Annotated in this window: 16 protein-coding genes and 1 pseudogene; 10 read left to right on the top strand and 7 right to left on the bottom strand. The window is 74.2% G+C overall.

The window, feature by feature from the left end; genetic code table 11:
* A pseudogene (locus tag RBJ77_RS31725) lies at positions 1-297 on the bottom strand (PucR family transcriptional regulator); the annotation flags it as partial.
* 88 nt (positions 298-385) lie between these two features.
* Between RBJ77_RS31725 and RBJ77_RS31720 the strand changes: the two are divergent.
* The 6 genes from RBJ77_RS31720 to RBJ77_RS31695 all read left to right on the top strand — a co-directional run bounded on the left by RBJ77_RS31720 (position 386) and on the right by RBJ77_RS31695 (position 8135).
* A complete protein-coding gene (locus tag RBJ77_RS31720) occupies positions 386-1390 on the top strand; it encodes a DUF917 domain-containing protein (protein ID WP_372348109.1) in 1005 nt (334 codons plus the stop codon).
* A complete protein-coding gene (locus RBJ77_RS31715; protein ID WP_372348108.1) occupies positions 1387-2727 on the top strand; it encodes a hydantoinase/oxoprolinase N-terminal domain-containing protein in 1341 nt (446 codons plus the stop codon). Before RBJ77_RS31720 ends, RBJ77_RS31715 begins: the two co-directional genes overlap by 4 nt.
* Positions 2728-2839: 112 nt before the next feature.
* Positions 2840-4240 carry a cytosine permease gene (locus RBJ77_RS31710; protein WP_372348107.1) on the top strand — a complete coding sequence of 467 codons (1401 nt, stop codon included), beginning with the start codon at positions 2840-2842 and terminating at the stop codon, positions 4238-4240.
* Between the two features lie 47 nt (positions 4241-4287).
* On the top strand, positions 4288-5850 hold the full coding sequence (locus RBJ77_RS31705; RefSeq protein WP_372348106.1) for a hydantoinase/oxoprolinase N-terminal domain-containing protein: 1563 nt from the start codon (positions 4288-4290) through the stop codon (positions 5848-5850).
* Entirely contained in the window at positions 5843-6913 is a 1071-nt protein-coding gene (locus tag RBJ77_RS31700) for a DUF917 domain-containing protein (RefSeq protein WP_372348105.1), read from the top strand. Before RBJ77_RS31705 ends, RBJ77_RS31700 begins: the two co-directional genes overlap by 8 nt.
* Before the next feature lie 160 nt (positions 6914-7073).
* Complete coding sequence (locus RBJ77_RS31695; RefSeq protein ID WP_372348104.1) at positions 7074-8135, top strand: hypothetical protein; 1062 nt, start codon at positions 7074-7076, stop codon at positions 8133-8135.
* 6 nt (positions 8136-8141) lie between these two features.
* Here the strand turns inward: RBJ77_RS31695 and RBJ77_RS31690 are convergent, their stop codons facing one another.
* On the bottom strand, positions 8142-8948 hold the full coding sequence (locus RBJ77_RS31690) for a DMT family transporter (protein ID WP_372348115.1): 807 nt from the start codon (positions 8946-8948) through the stop codon (positions 8142-8144).
* A 149-nt stretch (positions 8949-9097) separates the two neighbouring features.
* On the opposite strand from RBJ77_RS31690, the gene RBJ77_RS31685 reads away from it, so the two are divergent.
* Entirely contained in the window at positions 9098-9997 is a 900-nt protein-coding gene (locus RBJ77_RS31685; RefSeq protein WP_372348103.1) for a LysR family transcriptional regulator, read from the top strand.
* On the opposite strand, the gene RBJ77_RS31680 is transcribed toward RBJ77_RS31685, so the two are convergent.
* The 3 genes from RBJ77_RS31680 to RBJ77_RS31670 all read right to left on the bottom strand — a co-directional run bounded on the left by RBJ77_RS31680 (position 9981) and on the right by RBJ77_RS31670 (position 14233).
* Positions 9981-10859: a family 16 glycosylhydrolase gene (locus RBJ77_RS31680; RefSeq protein WP_372348102.1), complete on the bottom strand. Its 879-nt coding sequence runs from the start codon at positions 10857-10859 to the stop codon at positions 9981-9983. The genes RBJ77_RS31685 and RBJ77_RS31680 overlap by 17 nt on opposite strands.
* Before the next feature lie 617 nt (positions 10860-11476).
* Positions 11477-12226 (bottom strand): TetR/AcrR family transcriptional regulator, encoded by a 750-nt coding sequence (locus tag RBJ77_RS31675; RefSeq protein WP_372348101.1) that lies wholly within the window; start codon positions 12224-12226, stop codon positions 11477-11479.
* Between the two features lie 162 nt (positions 12227-12388).
* Entirely contained in the window at positions 12389-14233 is a 1845-nt protein-coding gene (locus RBJ77_RS31670; protein WP_372348100.1) for a hypothetical protein, read from the bottom strand.
* Positions 14234-14456: 223 nt separating this feature from the next.
* Here RBJ77_RS31670 and RBJ77_RS31665 point away from each other — a divergent pair, with 223 nt between their 5' ends.
* The 3 genes from RBJ77_RS31665 (at position 14457) to RBJ77_RS31655 (ending at position 19216) form a co-directional block, all read left to right on the top strand.
* Positions 14457-17498, top strand: coding sequence for a glycoside hydrolase family 3 N-terminal domain-containing protein (locus RBJ77_RS31665; protein ID WP_372348099.1), 3042 nt, complete (start codon positions 14457-14459; stop codon positions 17496-17498).
* 161 nt (positions 17499-17659) lie between these two features.
* Entirely contained in the window at positions 17660-18094 is a 435-nt protein-coding gene (locus RBJ77_RS31660) for an SRPBCC family protein (protein WP_372348098.1), read from the top strand.
* A gap of 93 nt (positions 18095-18187) precedes the next feature.
* Positions 18188-19216, top strand: coding sequence for a saccharopine dehydrogenase NADP-binding domain-containing protein (locus RBJ77_RS31655; protein ID WP_372348097.1), 1029 nt, complete (start codon positions 18188-18190; stop codon positions 19214-19216).
* 6 nt (positions 19217-19222) lie between these two features.
* Here the strand turns inward: RBJ77_RS31655 and RBJ77_RS31650 are convergent, their stop codons facing one another.
* A complete protein-coding gene (locus tag RBJ77_RS31650) occupies positions 19223-20377 on the bottom strand; it encodes a glycoside hydrolase family 6 protein (protein WP_372348096.1) in 1155 nt (384 codons plus the stop codon).
* 747 nt (positions 20378-21124) lie between these two features.
* Complete coding sequence (locus RBJ77_RS31645; protein ID WP_372348095.1) at positions 21125-22273, bottom strand: XdhC family protein; 1149 nt, start codon at positions 22271-22273, stop codon at positions 21125-21127.
* Positions 22274-22292: the final 19 nt, after the last annotated feature.

Genomic DNA, 22292 nt, shown 5'->3' with positions numbered 1-22292 from the left:
GGGGACGACGCCCGGGTACGCGTCGGGCGTGCGGGAGGGCGGCGCGCCGTCCCGGGTGTCCCCGGCGAGCACGAGCGCGGTGGCGCCGGCCGCCGCCGCGTCCCGTACCGCCACGTCGAGCAGGTGGCCGGGGACGGCGGACAGCAGGATCGCGACGGTGCCGGGCGGGACCGCCGGGATGCGGTCGGCGCGGGTCTCCAGGCGCACGCCGGTCACCGGTGCGGCGTCGAGCGGTCCTGCCAGGTGGTGCAGGCCCGTGAGGCCCGGGGCGGTGAGCAGCTCGGCGAGGGTCGGCATGCCGGAAGTGTGCTGCGCGCACACCGCATGGCGCAACCTTGGGCCGTCGGCCCATGGGACGGGCGGCGCGGCTCCGTACGCTGAGGGCATGCATCTGGACGCGCAGGCCCTCACCGACTTCGCGCGGGGCTGCGCCGTCCTCGGTTCCGGGGGCGGCGGCCCCGTCGCCGACACGCTGCCCGTCGCCGCGCAGGCGATCGAGGAGTGCGGTCCGGTGCCCGTCGTGGCGCCGGAGGAGCTGCCCCAGGACGCGCTGGTGCTGCCCGTCAGCCTGGTCGGCTCGCCCGCCGTCGCCGCGGAGCGGATCGGCGGGCGGGCGGAGGCCGGGCGGCTGGCGGCACGCGTCGAGCAGTTGCACGGGCGGCCGGTCGCGGCCGTGATGTGCGGTGAGATCGGCGGGCAGAACGGCTGCTTCACCGTGTCGTGGGCGGCCCGGCTCGGGGTGCCGCTGCTCGACGCGGACTCCATCGGCCGGGCCTTCCCGCGCCTGGACCAGAACGTGCTGGAGCTCGCCGGTCTGTCGCCCTCCCCCGCCGTGCTGTCCGACGAGTACGGGCGCACCGTCGTCCTCGACGACGTCGACGGCGCGTTCCTGGAGGAGCTGGCGCGGCCGGTCGTCGCCGTGTTCGGCGGGCGCGTGGTCTCCGCCGACTATCCGCTCAGTGCCGGGCAGGCCGCCCGGCACGCGGTGCGGGGTTCGGTGACGACGGCGCTCGCGCTCGGCCGCGGCGAGGGTCTCGACCCGGTCCTCACCGGGAAGGTCGCGTCGGTGCAGCGGCCCGGTGACGGTGCCGCCTCCGTCCTCCTGGAGGGCACCGGTGCCGACGCGGGGCGGCTCGTGCTGCTGCGGGCGCGCAGCGAGTTCGTGGCCGCGATGGAGGACGGCCGGGCGCTGGCGCTGGTGCCGGACGTCATCGCCCTGATCGACGCGCGCACCGGCTGGGCGGTGCCGGTCGAGGAGGTGCGGTACGGGCTGCGGGTGCGGCTCGTGACGTTCCCGTCGGCGGCCGTCTGGTACACGGAGGCGGGGCTGCGGCTGGCCGGCCCGGATGCCTTCGGGCTCACCGGTCTGAAGCGGGAGGTGGCGCCGTGACCGTCACCGTCGGAGTGGACGTCGGTCCCACGAGCACCGACGCCGTGCTGCTGGACGACACCCGCCCGGTGGCCGCCGTGAAGGTGCCGTCCCGGCCGGGCGACGCGATCGGTTCGCTGGTCGCCGCCGTCGAGGAGCTGCCGGCCGAGGTGCGGGCCCGCGCCGTGACACTGGCCGTGGGGCTGCGGGTCGCGGCCCGTGCGGTGACCGAGCGGTCCGGGCTCGCGCAGGTGGGGGTCCTGCGGATCGGGGGCGCCGCCGCCGACACCGTGCGGCCGCTGTTCGGCTGGCCCCAGGAGCTGCGCGCGGCGGTGTGCGCCGGGGTGGCGAACGTGGCGGGCGGCAGTGGTCTGGCGCCGCTGGACGGGGCCCCGCTGGACGAGGCGGCGGTCGCCGCGTTCGGGGCCGGGCTCGCGGGCCGGGCCGAGGCGTTCGCGGTCAGTTCGGTGTTCTCGCCCGCGGACGGCGCCCAGGAACGGGCCGCCGCCCGGATCCTGCGGGAGCGGGCCGGGCCGGACGTGCCGGTGCTGCTGTCCGGCGAGATCGGCGCGCTCGGCCTGATCCAGCGCGAGAACGCCACGGTGCTCGACGCGGCACTCTGCGTGCTCGTGGCCCGGGTCGCCGACGAGCTGACGGCGGCACTGCCCGGCCTCGGGCTCGCGCCGGGCGCCGGCGTGCTGGTCACCCGGCACGACGGCACCCTGATGAGCCTCGACTACCTGCGCCGCCAGCCCGGTCTCAGCCTCGGCTCCGGCCCCGCGTGCACGCTGCGCGGCGCCGGGCTGCTCGCCGGGGTGGGCGACGCGGTCGTCGTCGACGTCGGTGAACGGCGGGCCCGGGTGGGCGTGTTGAGCGGCGGCTATCCGCGCGAGGCCGCGCCGGGCGAGCACATCGGCGGCGTCCCGGTGATCCTGCGCTTCCCCGATCTGCTCACCGTCGACGCCGCCGCGCACCGCGACATCGCCGAGGCGGCCGACCGGATGCAGCCCGCCGCGGGCCGTCTCCCGGTGGTCCTCGTCGGCGGCGGCGCGCACCGGGTGCCGGACGCGGCGCTGCCCGGCTGTGACGTGGTGCGTCCCGAACACGGCGACGTGGCGGGCGCGTTCGGCGCCGCGGCCTCCCCGGTGGGCGGCTCCTGCGAGCGGATCGTGCGCCGGCCCGACGCGCTGGACGCCGTACGGGACGAGGTGCGCGAGCTGGCCCGGGCCAGTGCCGTGCGGGCCGGGGCCGATCCCCGGCGGGTGCGCACCGTGCTCGATCCCGAGGAGTACGTGCCGTACCTGCCGGGTGCGGTACTCCTGCGGGCCCGCGCGTCGGGCCCGCCCGCACCCCTGTAAGCCCGACCGCTCCCCTCGCAGCCCCCTACAACTCCCGCTCGCCACACGGTGGTTCGGCGTCACGCCGCCGTGCTCCCCTGCCCTGTCCCGATTCCCTCCAAGGACTGTCCCCATGACGAACTCGACGACGGCGCCCGCCCGGGCGCCCGAGACCGGACCCGCCGCCGGCACGGACGAGGACTACCCGCTCGAACGGGTCCCGACGTCCGCCCGCTACTCCTGGTTCAACGTGGCCGTGCAGCGCTTCGGCCAGCTCTCCGACCTCACCCAGTTCCTGCTCGGCGCGACGCTGGGCGCGGGGCTGTCGTTCTGGGGCGCGTTCTGGGCGTTCACGCTCGGTTCGGTGATCCTGGAGGTCGTCTGCATCTTCGTCGGCATCGCCGGCATGCGCGAGGGCCTGTCGACGTCGGTGCTGGTGCGCTGGACCGGCTTCGGGCGGTACGGGTCGACGATCATCGGCCTGGTCATCGCGGTGAGCCTGTTCGGCTGGTTCGGCGTGCAGACCGCGGTGTTCGCCGCCGGTCTGCAGTCGATCGTGCCGTCGGTCCCGCTGTGGGGCTGGTGCCTGATCTGCGGGCTCGCGGTCACGCTGCTGGTGCTGCGCGGCTTCCGGGCGATGGGCTGGACCGCGTTCGTCACGGTGCCCGCCTTCCTCGGTCTCGCGGGCTGGGCGATGACCGTGCAGATCTCCCGGCACAGCTTCACCGACCTGGTCGGCTCGGCGCCGTTCGGCGCGCACATCTCCATCGCCACGGGCGCCACGATCGTCGCGGGCTCGTACATCGTGGGGGCGGTCACGACGCCCGACATGACGCGCTTCAACCGCTCGACCGGCGACGTCGTCAAGCAGACCCTCGTGGGCATCTCGCTGGGCGAGTACGTGCTCGGTCTGGCCGGGGTGCTGCTCGCGTACGCCGTGAAGTCCTCGGACCTGATCGCGATCATCACGTCCAGCTCCGGCGTGGTCGGGGTCATCGTGCTGGTCTCCGCCACCGTGAAGATCAACAACTGGAACCTGTACTCCTCGGCGCTCGGGCTGATCAACGCGGTCGAGTCGCTGTCCGGGATCCGGCTGGGCCGGGTGGCGACGACGGTCGTCATCGGGGTGCTCGGCTCGTTCGCGGCCGCCGCCGGGATCCTCGACCACTTCACGGACTTCCTGACGATCCTCGGTGTCCTGACCCCGCCGGTCGCCGGGATCATGGTCGCCGAGTACTTCGTGGTGAAGCGGTGGCGGCCGCAGCTCGACGCCTCGCGCGCGCTGGGCCGGCTGCCCGACACCGAGCCGTCCTGGGTGCCCGCCACGATCGTGCTGTGGGCCCTCGCCTCCCTTGTCGGCTGGCTCGGCGACCACTACCAGTGGTGGGGCATCCCCGCGCTCAACTCGCTCGTCCTCGCGGGGCTCGGCTACGTGGCGTGCGGCGCACTCGGTCTGGTGCGCGGCGCCCGTGAGCTGCCGGTGACCCAGCCGGCCCGCCCGGCCGCGCAGGCCGAGGCAGAAGCGGCGGCCTGACCCTCCGTACGCGACCAACTCCCGCACCCACCAAGGAAAGCAGCAGCATGCGCATCGGAATCGACGTCGGAGGGACCAACACCGACGCCGCCCTGCTCGGGGACGACGACCGGGTGATCTCGGCCGCCAAGTCTCCGACGACGCCGGACATCACCTCCGGCGTGACGGCGGCGATCCGGGCCCTGGACCCGCCCGTGGACCAGGTGTCCGCGGTCATGATCGGCACCACCCACTTCCTCAACGCGCTCATCGAGGGCGCCCGGCTCGCACCCGTCGCGGCGGTCCGGCTCGGACTGCCGGCGACGGCGGCGCTGCCGCCGATGACGGACTGGCCCGAGCGGCAGCGCGCCGCGGTCGGCGGGCACGGCTATCTGTGCCACGGCGGCCGGGAGTTCGACGGCCGCCCGCTCTCCCCGCTCGACCCGGACGAACTGCGCAGGACGGCGGCGGACATCGCCGCGAAGGGCCTGCGCTCGGTCGCGATCTCGTCGGTCTTCTCGCCGGTCGCGGAGGACGACGAGCGGCGGGCCGCCGAGATCCTGCGCGCCGAGCTGGGCGACGGCGTGCACCTCTCGCTCTCCCACGAGCTGGGCCGGATCGGGCTGCTGGCCCGGGAGAACGCGACGATCGTGAACGCGGCGCTGCGCGATCTGGCCACGCACATCGTGGAGTCGTTCGGCAAGGCCCTCGCGGAGGTGTCGATCACGGCGCCGTTCTTCCTGACGCAGAACGACGGCACGCTGATGGACGTGGACTTCGCGCGTACGTATCCGGTGGCGACGTTCGCGTCGGGCCCGACGAACTCGATGCGCGGCGCGGCGTTCCTGTCCGGACTCGCGGACTGCGCGGTGGTCGACGTCGGCGGCACCACGGCCGACGTCGGCATCCTCCAGGGCGGCTTCCCGCGCGAGGCGGCCGGGGAGAGCGAGGCGGCGGGCATCCGCACCAACTTCCGCATCCCCGACGTCCTCTCGCTCGGCATCGGCGGCGGCTCGCTGGTCGGCGAGGACGGCGAGACGGGCCCGCGCTCGGTCGGCTACCGGCTCACCGAGGAGGCGCTGGTCTTCGGCGGCGCCACCCTGACCGCGACCGACCTGGCGGTGGCCGCGGGGCGCGCCGACATCGGTGACGCGTCCCGGGTGGCCCACCTGGACCGGGAGTTCGTCGACCGCGCCCTGGCCAGGATCGCCGGGCGGCTCGCGGAGAGCGTCGACCGGATGCGCACGTCGGCGGCGCCGCTGCCGGTGGTCGCGGTGGGCGGCGGGTCCGTCCTCGTACCGGAGTCGCTGCCCGGTTTCGACGACGTGCGGCTGCCCGGCAACTTCGGCGTCGCGAACGCGGTCGGCGCGGCCATCGCCCAGGTCGGCGGCGAGGTCGACCGGGTCTTCCACGTCCCCGAAGGCAAGCGGGAGTCGGTGCTCGCGCAGGCCCGCGAGGAGGCCGTGGGCCGCGCCGAGGACGCCGGGGCGCGGCGCGGCACGGTGCGCGTCGTCGACATCGAGGAGGTCCCCCTCGCCTATCTGCCCGGCGGCGCGACCCGCATCCGGGTCAAGGCGGTCGGCGACCTCGACCTGAACCACATCAAGACCGGAGCGGCCCGCCATGCGTGAGATCACCCTCGACAACCTGGACGACATCGCGCGCGGCGCCGGCATCCTCGGCACGGGCGGCGGCGGTGACCCGTACATCGGCAAGCTGCTGGCCCGGGAGGCGATCCGGCGCAACGGGCCGGTCCGGGTCGTCGACATCGACGAGGTGCCGGCCGACGCGACGGTCGTGCCGGTCTCCGGGATGGGCGCGCCCACCGTGCTGCTGGAGCGCGTCCCGAACGGCGGCGAGGAACTGGCCGCGCTGCGCGCCCTGGAGAAGCACCTCGGCCGTCCGGCCACCCACATCGCGCCCATCGAGGTGGGCGGCGTCAACTCGATGCTGCCGATCGCCTGCGCCGCCGAGGCGGGGCTGCCGATCGTCGACGGCGACGCGATGGGCCGCGCCTTCCCCGAGGCGCAGATGGTGCTGCCCGGGCTGATCGGCGTCTCCAACTCCCCGATGGCGCTGGCCGACGACAAGGGGAACACGATCATCGTGGAGGCGGTCGACAACCACGCGGCGGAGGCGATCGCCCGTGCGGTCTGCGTGGAGCTGGGCTGCCAGATCTCCTGTGCGGACACGGTGCTGCGCGGCGACCAGCTGGCCGACGGGCTGGTCCCGGCGACCCTCACCCTCGCCGAGAACCTCGGCGCCGCGGTCCGCACGGCGCGCGCCGAGCACAGCGACCCGGTGGCGGCGGCCGTCACGATGCTCGACGGCGTGCCGCTGCTCACCGGCAAGGTGGTCGACGTCTCGCGGCGCACGGAGGGCGGCTTCGCACGGGGCCGCGCCAAGATCGACGGGACCGGCGCCGACACGGACCGGGTGCTCGAACTCGACTTCCAGAACGAGCACTTGCTGGCCACCCGGGACGGGGTGACCGTCGCGACGACGCCGGACCTGATCTGCGTCCTGGACAGCGAGACGGGTGAGCCGGTCACCACGGAAGGGCTCCGCTACGGTCTGCGCGTCTCCGTGCTCGCCGCCCGCTGCGACCCGCGCTGGACGTCACCGGGCGGTCTGGCGCTGGCCGGGCCGCGCTACTTCGGCTACGAGACGGACTACCTGCCGTTCGGGAGCTGACGTCCCCGGGGGCGGGCCGCGGTTCAGCGGTCCGCCCCGCCACGGCCTGGCCCCGCGGGTCGGCTCCACCGCAGGTCGAGCACGTATATTCCGTTCTCGTCCTGTGACGTCGGCGTAGGGGTGCAGCGTGAACTCGGGTGGGGAACAAGGCGGTTCGTCCGTGTCCGACGAGGAATGGGAGCGGTTCCTCAGGGAGTCGGAGGAGGGGGTGCGGGACGCCCCGAAGGAGCCGTCGGCGCGGGCCCGCATGGTGACGCGGCGGCTGCGGGAGGAACCGGGGCCGCCCGAGGGGTGGCGCAGCCATCGGCCCGCCGCGCCCCGCCGCAGACGCATCTGGCCGGTGCTCGGCGTGCTGGCCGCCGTGGCGCTGGTGGTCGTGGCCCTGGACCCGGGGCGGGTGACCGGCTGGTTCGGGGGCGGCGGCGAGGACGCCGCGCCGCTCGCCGCGGAGTCCGCGCGCCCCACCGGTCCGCCGCCCGCGGCCGCCGGGACGCCCACCCTGGACGAGCCGTTCAAGGGGTCGCCCGCCGCACGCTGGGGCGACGGCGCCGCCGGGATCGGGATGCCGTCGGCCCGGGCCACCGGCTGGATGAGCAAGGCACAGGTGGCGCGGACGCTGGAGCGCAGCCGGGACTTCCTCGTCGCGTCCAGCCTCGACCCGGACGTGCTGCGCGGCGGGCGGCCGGCGAAGGCGATCGCCTACCTCAACCCGCACCAGAGCGACGTACAGAAGTTCCTCACGACGTCCCTGACCTCGCCGAGCCGGAAGAACAACCCGCTGCTCCTGTTCAGCCGCTTCGACCGGACCAAGGCCCGGCTCGTCGGCGACGTGATCAAGACCCGCGGCCGGGTGACGTACGAGGAGGGCGAGCGCGGCGCGGTCGAGGTGCGCACCGACGTGACGTACGTGTACCCGGTGACGCGGCCCGGGCGGGACAGCACCGAGGTGGCCCGCACGATCGTGCGGCGCGAGGTCGTGATGAGCTGGGACGACCCGGCGAAGATCGTCACGGAGCCCGGCACGTTCTCCGCCGTCTCGTACAGCGTGGACACGACCAACGGAGGCTGTGACACCTCCGGCGGCCGTCTCGTCCCCGAGTTCGGCTCCGAACGGCAGGCGGGCGACGGCCCGTCCGTCGACCCGTACGACCGCAGTACGACGATGGACCAGCGGATGAACGAGTCCGACGGCGAGCGCTGCGGGGCCGCGACCCGCGGGTGACGCAGGTCAGCGGCGGGCCGACGTCCCGATGGCCACCGCGTTGGCCGTGACGATCACCGCGATCGCCGCCCAGGACGCGGCGTCGAGCCGCTGCCCGAGGACCAGCAGGCCGATCAGGGCCGCGTAGACCGGGTTGACGCTCATGAAGACGCCGAAGGAGCGGGCCGGCACGCGGCGCAGTGCCAGCAGGTCGGCGAGGAACGGCACCGCGGAGGACAGCACCCCCGCCGCGAGCGCGCCGAGCAGCGCGAGCGCGGTGGGCGGGTGCAGCACGAGCACCGCGACGCCGACCGGCACGTACAGCAGCCCGGAGACGCCGGCCGCCGCGGCCGACCCGGCGAGCCCCGGCAGCCGCGCCCCGACCGTGCGGTTGAGCAGGATGTACGCGGCCCAGCAGCAGGCGGCGACCAGGGCCAGGCCGATGCCGAGGTAGTCGGTGCCGGCCCGCGGCCGGGTGAGCACCACGACCCCCGCGGCGGCGGCGAGCGCGCAGCCCAGGTCGGTGCGGCGCCGCGAGCCGGCGAGGGCCACGCCGAGCGGGCCGAGGAACTCCAGCGTCACCGCGAGACCGAGCCCGATCCGGTCGATGGCCGTGTACAGGGTGAGGTTCATGGTCGCGAACACCACGGCGAGGCCGAGCACCGGCCGCCACTGCGCCGCGGTGAACGCGCGGAGCCGGGGCCGCCCCGCCGCCAGCAGGACGGCGGCGGCCACCCACTGGCGTACGGCCACCACGCCCACCGGGCCGATGACGGGGAAGGCGAGCGCGGCCAGCGACGCGCCCACCTGGTTCGAGAGCCCGCTGCCGAGCATGAGCGCCAGACCGCTGCCGCGCGCCCGTGGTGCCGGTGCGCCGTCGACTGTCCGTGTACGGGTACGTGTCCTCAGGTCCACGGTCCGACGATGGGACCGTGCGCCGGATACGCAAAATGCATCCGGCGCGCTGTCTATACGCTGACCGTATGCATCACGAGAAGGACGACGCCGGGCGGGCGGCGCGGCTGGAGCTCAAGCACCTGCGGTGTCTGATCGCGATCGTCGACTCGGGCAGCTTCACCGACGCCGCGATCGAGCTGGGCACGTCACAGGCGGCGGTCTCCCGCACCCTGCTCGCCCTGGAACGCGTCCTCGGGGTGCGCCTGCTGCACCGGACGAGCCGGGCGATCACCCCGACGACGGCCGGGGTGCAGGTCATCCAGCGGGCCCGGCACCTGCTGGCCGACGCCGACGACCTGGTCAGGGAGGCGACGACCGGGCACACCCGGCTGCGCATCGGGCACGCGTGGGGCTCGCTCGGCCGGCACACCGCCGAGTTCCAGCGGCGCTGGCGGGAGCGCTACCCGGACGTCGAACTGCTCCTGGTCCGCCACAACAGCCCCACGGCCGGGCTCGCCGAGGGCGCCTGCGATCTCGCGGTCGTGCGCACGGCGGCGGTCGACCCGAGCCGGTACGGCCACGCCACGGTGGGCCACGAGCGGCGTTACGTGGCGATGGCCTCCGACGACCCGTGGGCGCGCCGGCGGTCCGTGCCGCTCGCCGAGATCCGGGCCCGCACCCTGGCGGTGGACCGCCGCACCGGCACCACGACGGTCGGGCTGTGGCCGCGCGCGGCGCGCCCCGCCGTGGAGTACACGGCCGACGTGGACGACTGGCTCGACGCGATCGCCGCGGGCCGCTGCGTCGGCGTCACCCCGCACGCCACGGTGACCCAGTACCGGCGCGAGGGCGTCGTCTACCGCCCGGTCAGGGACGCCGCGCCGGTCCCGGTCCAGACGCTCTGGAACCAGCACGATCCGCACCCGCGGACCCACGCGGCGATCGCTCTGCTCACCGAGCTCTACGGGCCTACTGCCACACCCTGACGTAGTCGACGTACATCGTGGAGTGCCAGTCGAACGTCTCGTCGTGGACGGAGCCGTCCGCCCAGTTGTCCAGGACCTCGTGCGAGAGGATCGGGAACTCCTTGACCTGGCTGATGAGTTGGGGGTCGGTGACGGTGCGCACGACCGTGCCGTCGTAGAGGAACTGCAGCTGGGTGGGGGTCCAGCTGAGCCCGAAGGTGTGGTACCAGGTGCTGTGCAGGCCGGGTGCGTCGGCGACGGTCCCGGACGACTTGTGGTCGGCGCCGTAGCCGTCGTAGTGCAGGGTCACCGAGTACTTGTCGGCCTGGTAGTTGGTCTCGGTGATGTCCATCTCTGCGCCGTCGCGCGCGGTGCCGTCGACGGCGCCGCCGGGGGTGAGGCCCGCGTCGGCCTGGAGCCAGACGGCGGCGAGGTGCCCGTTCGTGAGGGCCGGGGTGTGGACGCGGGCCTCGATGGTGCCGTACGCGTAGTCGAACTTGCCCTGGCTGTCGATGCGGCCGCCGGAGTACTGGCCCGCCGCCAGTTGCTCGACGTCGATGGCGAGTGCGCCGTTGCCGTCGGTGCGCACGTTGGCGGGCTTGTACCACCAGCGGTCGGTGCCAGCGGCGCCGGAGCGCTCCTGGTCGCGGGCGGTCCAGCGGGCGGTGCTGACGGTGGTGCCGTCGAACTCGTCGCTGAACACGAGGGTCTGGGCCGCCGCGGCGGGGGCGGTGCCGGTGGACAGGGGCTGTGCGTCGGCCGGGGTGGCCGGGTCGACGAGGGACGTGGCGGCGGTGCCGGGCTCGGCGGCCTGTGCGGGCAGCGCGGCGAGCAGGGCTCCCGCGGCCAGCAGAGCGAGTGTGGCGGTGCGGCGATGGCGCATGGACCCACCCTTCGGTGTCGCGTTCTCCCGGATAGAAAACGCTTTCCCGGGCGGTCATGGTGCAGCCGGGGCGCGCGGGCGTCAAGAGGCCCTGGGCAGGCGGGAGTTGATGGAGTCCCGTGCTGTAACCGTTTCCGGTGACAAGTCACCTTCGTCGCAGTCGCAGTCGCAGTCGCAGCCGCAGCCGCCGGGGTCAGGATCGGGATCGGCATCGGCATCGGCATCGGCATCGGCATCGGCATCGGGATCGGGATCTGCGGGACTGACAGGACGGTCAGGGGCGCGGGAGTCCCCCGGACCGGCGGGCGGGACTCCGGCGCCGTTCACCGGTGGCAGTGGCGGTGGCGGTGCCGTCCTGCGGCGGGGCGGGCGGGGGCGCCGGTCGACGCCGCGCCAGCTCCGCCCGATGTCGCGCGCGCCGCGCCCCGCTCCCCCGGGCACCCCGCTCCCCACGCTTCCGCCGCCCCAGCGCCCCATGGCCCACCACGCCCCGTTCCGGTGTCCCCCGTGCCGACGCGCCGCGACTCTATGACCGGGCGTCGAAATCCGACAAGGAGTTCACGCAGGGGGCGGATCAGGGCCTCCCGGGCACTGTCTGCACCGTGCATGATGCTCCGTCAGCCATCGCTCCGCGCAGGGCCGTCACTCCGCGTGAGGGAGTCGGCCGGCCCCGGGGCGGGGATCAGCTCGTCCACGGCGCGCCGCACCTCGGTGAGCGCGGCCGCCCCGAGCCGCGGCCAGCCGAGGCCGTGCACCAGGGACGCCGTGATCGCCGGGCGGCTGTCGCGGGCCCGGGCGTCGCCCTGCGCGGCGCGGCGGGGCAGCAGATGGGTGACCGCGTAACCGAGGACGGCCGAGCGCAGGGCATCGACGGCGACCTCGGCGGGGAGCTCCGGATGGCCGAACTCGCCTTCACGGACGGTCCGTTCGACCACGGCGACGACGATCCGGGTGGTCTGCTCGTCGACGAGACGGCGCCGGTCGAGACGCTCCTGGCTGGCCGCGCCCAGGACGGCGTCGGTCAGCGCCATCACGCTGGACTCGAAGAGCGCGGGCTGGGTCTCCGCGTGCCGCATCCCCGCGAAGGCGAGACCATACAGGGCGCGCACCCCGTCCCACGGCAGTTCGGCGACGGCCTGGAAGGCGCGGGACTGGCGGCGCAGGCTCTCCGCGGACAGCTCGACCAGGAGGTCCTCGCGGCACGTGAAGTGGTGGTAGACGGTGCCCTTCGAGTACCCGGCCTCCTGCGCGAGCCGGCCGAGGGTGAGCTGGTGCAGGCCGTCGCGGGAGATCACGTCGAGGGCCGTGCGCAGCAGCCGCCGCTCACGCTCCGCGACGTCGTGGGCCTTCCGCTGTGCGGTGCGCATGCGCTCAGCCTGCCTGACGGGTGGTCACAACCCGGTGCGGTGTCGGGAGTCGGGTGGCCGGATCGGGCGCCGCAGTGCGGCCGGGCGGCGCACCCGGTCCCGTCCGGCCCAGCCGCCGCGCGGCACGGACCGGTTTCGGCCCTTCTCCGGCGCGGGCCGCGCTCAGAGGTCCTGCCCCAGGCCGCCGCCGGTCACCATGTAACTGCATTGGGTGTACGTGTAGCCGGGCTGGATGCGGCCGCCCGCGGCGCGGCTGCGGGCCGTCGCGGCGGAGCCGCCGGGCTTGTGCAGGAAGTGGTACGTGCCCGGCGGCAGTCGCAGCGTCTTCTTCGGGTATGACGTGCCGCTCGCCTTGCACGCCCTGCTGCTCCCGGCGGCCTCGCTGGAGTACGTCTTGCAGGAGGCGCAGGCGCCGATGGTGAGGCGTCCGGTGACCGGGCCCGTGTAGAGGATCTCCACCGGGTCCGGGCCGTCGTTGCTGATCACCATCTGCATGCGGGAGCCGCCGGGGGTGCCGGAGGGCGGCAAGTGGGCGCCTGCCGACGGGCGTTGCTCGGCGATCTCGGCGGCGATGGCGACCTGCTGGGCGCGGGACCGCCGCTTGTCGCTCTTGTACGTGCCGGCGAATCCGGCGAGCGTCTTGCGGGCGGCGGCGAACTCCTTCTCCTTGAACTGGTCGAGGCCGCAGGCGTACACCCCGTTCTCGACGGCGCCGGCGACGTCGCCCCGCAGGTGCCCGGGGGCCGGCGCGGGCAGTTCCTTCGCGGTCTCGCCGATCCGGCGCAGCTCGTCCGTGGCGCGGCACGGTTCGGCGCCCTTGAGGTCCCCGGCGCGCCGGTCGACGGCGTCACGCACGGCGGGTTCGACCTTGCCCGCCTGTGCCGACTTCGGGAACGTCCGCAGCAGCTGGCCGAGTTCGCCGCCCCTGCCGTCGCTCTCGGCGTCGCCGAGCTTGCCGGTGCCGCACTCCAGGAGCGAGACCGCGAGCGGCTTGTCGGGCCAGCTCGCGAGGTCGCCGAGGACGTCGCGGTCGATGCGCCCCGGCACGTCCCGGAGGTACTCGAGCGGGGCGACGGCGCCGCAGTGGTCGGCGTCGGCGTACGGCGCGGCGACCGCCTTGTAGTAGGCGTCGAGGCTGTCGTGGACGCGATGCGCCGCCCGGGAGTCCGGGTGGTCCTCGGTGAGGGAGCGGTACTGGGTGAGGGCGGCGCTGTAGTCGGCGCGGGCGGCGGCGAACTCCTGGCCGGACGCCTTCTTCACCTGGGCGTCGGTGCGCTCCAGGCGGTCGAGCAGCATCTCCTCGATCGCGTCGTCGCGCAGCCCGCCGTACGCGACGGCTCCCGCGGCCGGCACGGCGAGCAGGGCGATCGCGGCGACGATCGCCACAACCGGCTTGATCCGCACGGCCGTTGAGGGCGCCCGCAGTCCGCGGCGGGCGCCGTCCGCCGCGGCGAGGAGCAGCAGCGCCAGGTATCCGGCGACCGCCCAGCCGGGCACGCCGTCCGGATCGGCGGGCAGGGCGACGACGAGGAGTCCGGCGGTCGCGGCGACGCACAGCACGGCGAGCGGCCACCGGCGCAGGAGGACGTAACCGAGGCCAAGGCCGGAGAGGTTGAGCAGTCCGGTGGCGACGGCGCGGGCGGGCTCGGCCGGCCCCGGCGGGGGCGGCGGCGGAGCGGGCGGCCCGAACGCCAGGCTCTGGGGCGCGCTGTAGCCGTAGGGCCCGGGCGGAGTGGGCGGGCCGTAGCCGGGCGGGCCGGACGGCGGCCCGTATTCCGGCGGACCGGGCGGCATCGGCGGCGGGCCGCCGGGCATCGGAGGCGCAGCCCCGGGCATCGGGGGCGTACCGCCGGACACCGGTGGCGTACCGCCGGATGCGGGAGGCGTGTCGTCCGGCGTCGGCGGCACCTCAGGAGGCGGCCCGAATCCGCCACCGGCCCGCTCCGCGCGCCCCGCCTGCTCGTCGTGCCCCGCCCCGCCGTCGGACGCGTCCCCCGGCCACCTCATCGCGGTCCCCCAACCGTCAGGTGTCACAGCCCAGTGGACACGATCCGGGCCGATGCCGGAGCTGTCAATCGGTCATCGCCCGCCAACTCCCTTTACGTTCCGAAGGCTTGACGGCCCCACGGCACCGCCTTTAACTCAACTCTTGAATTAAGACGCACGGACATAGCGCGACGCACCGACAACACTCGCAACGGGACCACCGGGAGGAACCTTGCGTCACCCCATGTTCACCGCGCGAACCGGCCGGAGAAGACGGGCCGCCGTGCTCGCCGTCTGCGCGCTGGCCGCCGGACTGCTGCCGCTGACCACCGCAGGGCCGGCCGCCGCCGACGACCCGGCGCCCGTTCCCGTGGACCGCTTCGAGGGCGAGGTGCCGTTCGCCGCCCAGCCCGCGGAGGGGATCTTCACCTGGGGCAGCGACACCGACGACAACCCGAAGCTGGAGTTCAAGGAGCGCGCGGACGCGCCCGAGGGCGCCAAGGTCCTCGAAGGCAGCTACGACATCAGCGGCTACGGCGGCTTCAGCCACGACTACGCCGCCGACCGGCCGGCCCACGACTGGTCCGCGCACCGGGGCGTCCGCTTCTGGTGGTACGGCGACGGCAGCGGCCGCAAGCTCACGTTCGAGATCAAGGACGGCGGCGCGCACGGCGAGGCGTCCGAGCTGTGGAACACGACGTTCACCGACGACTTCTCCGGGTGGAAGCAGGTCGAGCTGCCGTTCACGCAGTTCGCGTACCGCACCGACTACCAGCCGGTCGGCGGCATCGACCACGTCCTCGGGCTCGACGCGATGTGGGGCTACGCGGTGACGCTGCCCGTCGGCTCGAAGTCCGGGTTCGCCATGGACCACGTGGAGCTGTACGGCAAGGCCGACCAGTCGCTGCGCGCGCAGGTGGCGACGGACGCCGCCGTGTACCCGGTGCGGGAGGGCGGCTCGGCCGAGGTGAAGCTGTCCGTGACGACCACCGGGAACGTACCGGTCGAGGACGCCGTCACCGTCGAGTACGCCACCGAGGGCGGCACCGCCGGCCCCGGCAAGGACTACACCCCGGTCTCCGGCAAGGTCACCTTCCCGGCGGGCACCGCGTCCGGCGCGACGAAGACGGTCACCGTGGCCACCACCAAGGACCGGGAGAGGGCCGAGTCCGCCGAGACGATCCCGCTGAAGCTCACGGTGACCGGCGCCAAGGCGCCCGCCGAGACCCCGCAGGTCGTCGTCGACGCGCACGGACTGCCGTACCTGGACGCGAAGCTCCCGGTGAGGAAGCGGGTCGCCGACCTCGTCTCGCGGATGTCCCTGGCGGAGAAGGCCGGGCAGATGACGCAGGCCGAGCGCGGGGCCGTGGGCACCGGCGGCGACGTCGCCGCGTACGACCTCGGCTCGCTGCTCTCCGGCGGCGGTTCGACGCCGACGCCCAACACCCCGCAGGCCTGGGCGAAGATGATCGACGGCTTCCAGCTGCGGGCGCAGGCGACCCGGTTCCAGATCCCGCTGATCTACGGCGTGGACGCGGTGCACGGCCACAACAACCTGACCGGCGCGACGATCATGCCGCACAACATCGGCATCGGAGCCACCCGCGACCCGGAGCTGGCCGAGAAGAGCGGTGCGGTCACCGCCTCCGAGGTCCGCGCCACCGGCATCCCGTGGGACTTCGCGCCCTGCCTGTGCGTCTCGCGCGACGAGCGCTGGGGGCGTTCGTACGAGTCCTTCGGCGAGGACCCGGCCCTCGTCCGCTCGATGGAGACGATGATCCAGGGCTTCCAGGGCCGCGCCGACGGCAGCGACCTGGACCGCGGCGACAAGGTCCTCGCCACCGCCAAGCACTACGTCGGCGACGGCGGCACCGCGTACGGCTCGTCCACCACGGGCACGTACACCACCGACCAGGGCGTGACCACGGTGACGCGCAAGGAGCTGGAGGCCGTGCACCTCGCGCCGTTCGACGACGCGGTGAAGCGCGGCGTCGGCACGGTGATGCCGTCGTACTCCTCGCTCGACGTCGTCGGCGACGCCGAGGGCCCGGTGAAGATGCATGGCAATTCGGCGATGATCAATGACGAGTTGAAGGGCAGGCTGGGCTTCGACGGGTTCGTGATCAGCGACTGGAACGGCATCGACCAGCTCCCCGGCGACTACGCGAGCGACGTCCGTACGTCGGTGAACGCGGGCGTCGACATGGTGATGGCTCCGTACGCGTACAAGGACTTCCGCGACGACCTGGTCGCCGAGGTGAAGGCCGGGCGCGTCACCGAGAAGCGGGTGGACGACGCCGTCGCGCGCATCCTCACGCAGAAGTTCCGGCTCGGCCTGTTCGAGAAGCCGTACGCGGACACGTCCCGGATCGACGAGATCGGCGGCGCGGCGCACCGGGCGGTGGCCCGGCGGGCTGCGGCCGAGTCGCAGGTCCTGCTCAAGAACGCGGGCGGCGTCCTGCCGCTGAAGAAGTCCCAGAAGGTCTACGTCGCCGGGTCGAACGCCGACGACCTCGGCAACCAGACCGGTGGCTGGACCATCACCTGGCAGGGCCAGTCCGGGAACGTCACCGACGGGACGACGATCCTCCAGGCGATGCGGAAGGCCGCGCCGGACACCACGGTCGCGTACTCGAAGGACGCGTCGGCCGCCACGGACGGCTACGACGTGGGCGTGGTCGTGGTCGGCGAGACCCCGTACGCGGAGGGCGTCGGTGACGTCGGCAACGGCAACGACCTGGAGCTGACCGCCGCCGACAAGGCCGCCGTGGACAAGGTCTGCGGCGCCATGAAGTGCGTGGTCCTCATGGTCTCGGGCCGCCCGCAGCTGATCGGCGACCGGCTCGGCGACGTCGACGGGCTCGTCGCGTCCTGGCTGCCGGGCACCGAGGGCGACGGCGTCGCCGACGTCCTGTACGGCAAGCGCGCCTTCACCGGTCAGCTCCCGGTCACCTGGCCGAAGTCGGAGGCCCAGCTGCCGATCAACGTGGGCGACACCGCGTACGATCCGCAGTTCCCGTACGGCTACGGGCTCACGACCCTGACCAAGGTCCCGGCCGGCGGGGAGCGGACCCTCGCGTCCCTGGCGCGCGCGGCCCGGCACGTGCACGACGCGACGGCGGGCCGTGCGCTCGTCGCCCGGGCCCGCCTGATCGTCCAGGAGAAGGCGGGCGGACGGGTCACGGCGGGCTGGGCGAAGCCGTTCGCGGACGCCGACCAGCTGTCGCTCGGCGGGGACTACGCCGGGGCGATCGGCAAGCTGGTCGCGGCGTACCGGGCGGCGTGACGCAGCGGGTTCCGCGCGGTCGCCCCGGTGACCGCGCGGAACCCGTTCTCGTACCCGGCAACTGAGCACAGAGGCAGCGGAGTTGATGCCCGGGGCCGCCCCGACACGCCGACCGCACCGTCGCACGGCTCACCCGCGCCGGCGGCGCCTAGCATCACGACATGGCAGCCGATATCCGCATCGTCCGTGAGACGCCGCTGGCCCCCGCCGAGGCGTGGCGGCGCCTCACCGACTGGGAGCGGCACGGCGAGGTCGTGCCGCTCACCCGGGTCACGGTGACCACGCCGCCGCCGGTCGCCGCGGGCACCGTGTTCGTGGCGCGCACCGGGGTCGGCCGCCGGATCGGCTTCGACGACCCGATGGAGATCGTCGCGTGGCAGCCGCCGCGCCGCTGCCGGCTGCTGAAGCGGGGCCGCCTCGTCATCGGCTGGGCCGAGTTCGAGGTACGGCCGCTGGGGGGCGGCGGGTCGCGGGTGGAGTGGCGGGAGGAGCTGCGGGTGCGCGGGGTGCCGGCCGTGGCGGATCCGGTGCTCGCGGTGCTGGGGCGGTGGATGTTCGGCCGTGCGGTGAACGGGCTTCTGCGGGACAGGAGTTGACGAAGCAGGCAAGTCGGCCAACTCGTCCGCAACGCGGATGAGTTGTATCTTGTCGCCCTTGGTCACCCTCCTTCGTACGGAAGTGAGCTCCTCATGGCCATAGCCGTCTACGGCGCCACGGGACACACCGGACGCCTCGTCACCGCCGAACTCCTCGCCCGCGGCCAGGACGTGATCCTCGCCGGACGCAGCACCGGGCGGCTGCGCGCCCTCGCCGACGAACTCGGCACTCCGGAGCGGGTCGTGGTCCGCGCCGCACCCCTCGACGACAGCACCGCCCTGCGCCGGCTGGCCCAGGAGTGCGACGCGCTCAACCACTGCGCGGGCCCGTTCACCACCACCGGCGCCCCGGTCGCCGCCGCGGCGGCCGAGGCCGGGATCCCGTACGTCGACCACGCCATCGAGCCGCACCCGGTCAAGCACCTCTTCGACGCGTACCAGGGCACGGCCGAGCGCACCGGGGCCGTGCTGATTCCGCAGATGAGCTTCTACGGCGGCCTCGGCGACCTGCTCGCCGCGGCGGCCGCGGACGGGCTCGGGGACGTGGAGAAGGTCACCGTCGGCTACGCGGTGACGGGCTGGCGGATGACGCAGGGTGCGGTGGACACCGCGAACCTGCTGATCGGCGAGATCGACCGGATCTCGTACGCCGACGGCGCCCAGCGGATCGGCCCCGTCGAGATCCGCAACTCCGTCTTCCCGTTCCCGCCGCCGGTCGGGCCGCGCACGACGCTCGTGCCGTTCCCGTCCGGCGAGGTGGTCACGGTGCCCCGGCACGTCCCGGCCCGCGCCGTCGAAGTGCAGCTGACCGCCTCGACGTTCGAGGAGGAGCAGATCTTCAGCAGCGTCGACGCGAGCGCCGAGGAGCGGGCCGGGACGGAGTTCACGGTGGCCGTGCAGGTGGTGCGCAGCGGCGGTGGCGGACGTAATGCCCATGTCCGCGGGCGGGACATCTGGCGGGCCGGAGCACTGGCCTCGGTGGAGGCCGTGCTCCGGCTCACCGGTGGTGAGGGGCCGCGCAAGGCCGGGGTGTTCAGCCCGGCGGAGGCGTTCGAGGCGGCCCCGTTCCTGCGGACGCTGGCCGATCAGGGGGCGTTCGAACTGACCCTGCCCACGGCCTGAACCCGCTTACAGAACGGGCGGATTGGCGTAGCGGACGAGTTCGAGGGCCTGCTGCGGGAACCAGTCCCCCGCCTTGGGGTCGAGGTATCCGCGCTCGGGGTCCTCCGGCCCCTCGGTGCCGCGCAGGCACAGCCCGTCCGACTCCCCCGGCGTCTTGATCCACAGGCGTGCGTCCTGCAAGGGGTCGCCGGTGCGCAGGGTCGGGCGGGCGCCCAGGCCGCGGTCCGGCGGGTTGCACCAGTCCTGCGGGTCGGTGTACTTGCCGGCGGGCGGGGTCCACGGCCCCTGTCCGTTGCGGCTGGAGTCGGTGACGAAGTGCGCCATCCGGGACGGCGGGACGTGGACGTGCGCGTCGAGCCAGGCCTGCGCCTCGGCGCGCGGGACGCTCTGGCTCGGGCAGTCGGCCGCGTCGCCGCCGCCCTCGACGTACGCGATGCACGACGAGATCAGCTTGCCGTACCAGGAGTTGGCGTCGTCCGTTTGGTAGTTCGAGGCGTTGGTGTAGAAGCCGGAGGCCCGCCCCACACCGCCCTTGATCAGGCGCGGCACGATCGAGCTGACGGCGTGCCAGCCGGGGTGCCCGGTGTCGAGGTAGACGCGGGTGCCGCGCAGCGGTTCCAGCGTGTCGACGGCGTAGTTGACCTCGACGTACCGGGCGGCGGTCCTGGTGCCCTCGGCGTCGTCCTGGCCGCAGTCGGCGGGCAGCAGGGCGAGCGCGTCGGGTTCGAGGACGACCATGGCGTCGCGCGATCCGATGCCGCGCGCCACGGCGTCGATCCACGCCCGGTACTCGGCCGTGTTCGCGGCGCCGCCCGCCGAGTAGTTGGAGCAGTCGCGGCCGGGGATGTTGTAGAGCGCGAACACGGGGGTGGCGTCGGAGCGGTCGGCGTCCTTCACCACGTCGCGGGTGAGCTTCTCGACCTGGGCCGGGGTCTGGTCGCCGAACCACACGGCCTGCGGGGTGGCGACCATCGCCGCGACCCCGGCGGCGTCCCGGTACTGCCCGGCCTTGACCAGGTCCACGACCTGGCGCAGGGCGTCGGGGTTCGGGTCGGGGACGTAGAGGCGGGGGCCGCGCGCGGCGGCGTCGGCCGGTTCGTCCGCGCCGGCGCCGGGCGCGCCGGCGAGCAGTGCGGTCAGCGCAAGGGACAGGGCGGCCACGGCGGTCGAAGCGCGTCGCGCCGCGGGTATTCGGGCACGTCTGAAGGGACCTCGCACGGGTTCACTCCTGGGTCGCAAGGGCAACATGGGGCTTGCTGGGAGCGCTCCCATAAGAGGGTGGGTGTCGCGGCGCGTGGCGTCAAGGGCGGTGCAGGGGGCTGGTGTTGCCGGGTCGGCACCGTCGCACGTGGGTTCCGTTCCCGGGTGCCGGCCGAGTGAGCTTCTCGCGCAGTTCCCCGCGCCCCGGGAAGGCGACTTCGACTGCGGGTCCGGTGGGGGCTGGGTGCGCAGTTCCCCGCGCCCCTGGAAGGCGACTTCGTCTGCCGGTTCGGTGGGGGCTGGGTGCGCAGTTCCCCGCGCCCCTGGAAGGCGACTTCGACTGCCGGTCCGGTGGGGGCTGGGCGCGCCGTTCCCCGCGCCCCTGAAAGGCGACTTCGACTGCCGGTCCGGTGGGGGCTGGGCGCGCCGTTCCCCGCGCCCCTGAAAGGCGACTTCGACTGCCGGTCCGGTGGGGGGTCTCGCGCCGTTCCCCGCGCCCCCAGAAAAGCGGACTTCGTCCGCCGGTTCGGTGGGGGGTGGGTGCGTCGTTTCTCGCGCCCCTGGTGGCGTGCGCTGGGGTGTGGTCTTCCCCGGTGGGGGGATGGCGCACGCAGTGCGCATCTCAGGGGCGCGGGGAACTGCGCGAGGAGCCCCGCCGGGGGTGCACCCGGATCATGGCGGACGGAGTTACGGCGCCCCGCGGCGACGCTACGCCACGGATCCGATCCGCCGAGTCGCCCCCGCCTCGTGATGGATCGGCGTGTGCGCCCCGGTCAGCGAGACCCCGCTGCCGCCCCGCCGGTTGGCGACGATCTCCGAGGCGATGGAGAGGGCCACCTCCTCCGGCGTACGCGCGCCGAGGTCGAGCCCGATCGGGGAGCGCAGGCGGGCCAGCTCGATCTCGGTGACGCCGACTTCGCGCAGCCGCTCGTTGCGGTCGAGGTGGGTGCGGCGGGAGCCCATGGCGCCGACGTACGCGACCGGCAGGCGGAGCGCGTACTGCAGCAGCGGGACGTCGAACTTGGCGTCGTGGGTGAGGACGCACAGCACCGTGCGGCCGTCGACCTCCGTACGCTCCAGGTACGTGTGCGGCCACTCGATGACGATCTCGTCGGCCTCCGGGAAGCGCGTGGCCGTCGCGAAGACGGGGCGCGCGTCGCAGACCGTGACGTGGTAGCCGAGGAACTTGCCCATCCGGACGAGCGCCGACGCGAAGTCGATCGCGCCGAACACGATCATCCGGGGTGCGGGCACGGAGGACTCGACGAGCAGCGTGAGCGGCGCTCCGCACCTCGATCCCTGCTCGCCGATCTCCAGGGTGGCGGTGCGTCCCGCGTCGAGGTACGCGGCGGCCTCGCCGGCCACCGTACGGTCCAGCTCCGGGTGCGCCCCGAAGCCGCCCTCGGACGAGCCGTCGGCGCGGACGAGCAGCGCCCGGCCGACCAGGCCCGCGGGTCCGGACACGATCCGCGCGACCGCCGCCGCCTCCCCCGTGGCGGCGGCGGCCAGCGCGGCCGCCAGCACGTCCCGTACGGCCGGGTCCGCGGCACGTACGGGCGTGACGAGTATGTCGATGACGCCGCCGCAGGTGAGTCCCACGGCGAAGGCGTCGTCGTCGCTGTACCCGAACCGTTCGAGGACCGGCTCGCCGTCCTCCAGCGCCTGTCGGCACAGTTCGTACACGGCGCCCTCGACGCAGCCGCCGGAGACCGAGCCGATCGCGGTGCCCTCGCTGTCGACGGCGAGCGCCGCGCCCGGCTGCCGGGGCGCGCTGCCGCCGACGGCCACCACGGTGGCCACGGCGAAGTCGCGTCCCTGCTCGACCCACCGGTGCAGTTCCTCGGCGATGTCCAGCATCTGTCGGTCTCCTTAGCGG

Origin of the sequence: Streptomyces sp. KL116D, assembly GCF_030766975.1 — a bacterium.
Classification (GTDB): domain Bacteria; phylum Actinomycetota; class Actinomycetes; order Streptomycetales; family Streptomycetaceae; genus Streptomyces; species Streptomyces longispororuber_A.
This window is presented reverse-complemented; position numbering and strand designations above follow the sequence as displayed.

Excerpts from the sequence above, each read along its gene's own strand:
- RBJ77_RS31670 (WP_372348100.1), bottom strand. The coding sequence starts at position 14,233 with ATGAGGTGGCCGGGGGACGCGTCCGACGGCGGGGCGGGGCACGACGAG.
- RBJ77_RS31660 (WP_372348098.1), top strand. The coding sequence starts at position 17,660 with ATGGCAGCCGATATCCGCATCGTCCGTGAGACGCCGCTGGCCCCCGCC.
- RBJ77_RS31710 (WP_372348107.1), top strand. The coding sequence starts at position 2,840 with ATGACGAACTCGACGACGGCGCCCGCCCGGGCGCCCGAGACCGGACCC.
- RBJ77_RS31720 (WP_372348109.1), top strand. The coding sequence starts at position 386 with ATGCATCTGGACGCGCAGGCCCTCACCGACTTCGCGCGGGGCTGCGCC.
- RBJ77_RS31690 (WP_372348115.1), bottom strand. The coding sequence starts at position 8,948 with ATGCTCGGCAGCGGGCTCTCGAACCAGGTGGGCGCGTCGCTGGCCGCG.
- RBJ77_RS31645 (WP_372348095.1), bottom strand. The coding sequence starts at position 22,273 with ATGCTGGACATCGCCGAGGAACTGCACCGGTGGGTCGAGCAGGGACGC.
- RBJ77_RS31665 (WP_372348099.1), top strand. The coding sequence starts at position 14,457 with ATGTTCACCGCGCGAACCGGCCGGAGAAGACGGGCCGCCGTGCTCGCC.
- RBJ77_RS31680 (WP_372348102.1), bottom strand. The coding sequence starts at position 10,859 with ATGCGCCATCGCCGCACCGCCACACTCGCTCTGCTGGCCGCGGGAGCC.
- RBJ77_RS31675 (WP_372348101.1), bottom strand. The coding sequence starts at position 12,226 with ATGCGCACCGCACAGCGGAAGGCCCACGACGTCGCGGAGCGTGAGCGG.
- RBJ77_RS31685 (WP_372348103.1), top strand. The coding sequence starts at position 9,098 with ATGCATCACGAGAAGGACGACGCCGGGCGGGCGGCGCGGCTGGAGCTC.
- RBJ77_RS31705 (WP_372348106.1), top strand. The coding sequence starts at position 4,288 with ATGCGCATCGGAATCGACGTCGGAGGGACCAACACCGACGCCGCCCTG.
- RBJ77_RS31700 (WP_372348105.1), top strand. The coding sequence starts at position 5,843 with ATGCGTGAGATCACCCTCGACAACCTGGACGACATCGCGCGCGGCGCC.
- RBJ77_RS31655 (WP_372348097.1), top strand. The coding sequence starts at position 18,188 with ATGGCCATAGCCGTCTACGGCGCCACGGGACACACCGGACGCCTCGTC.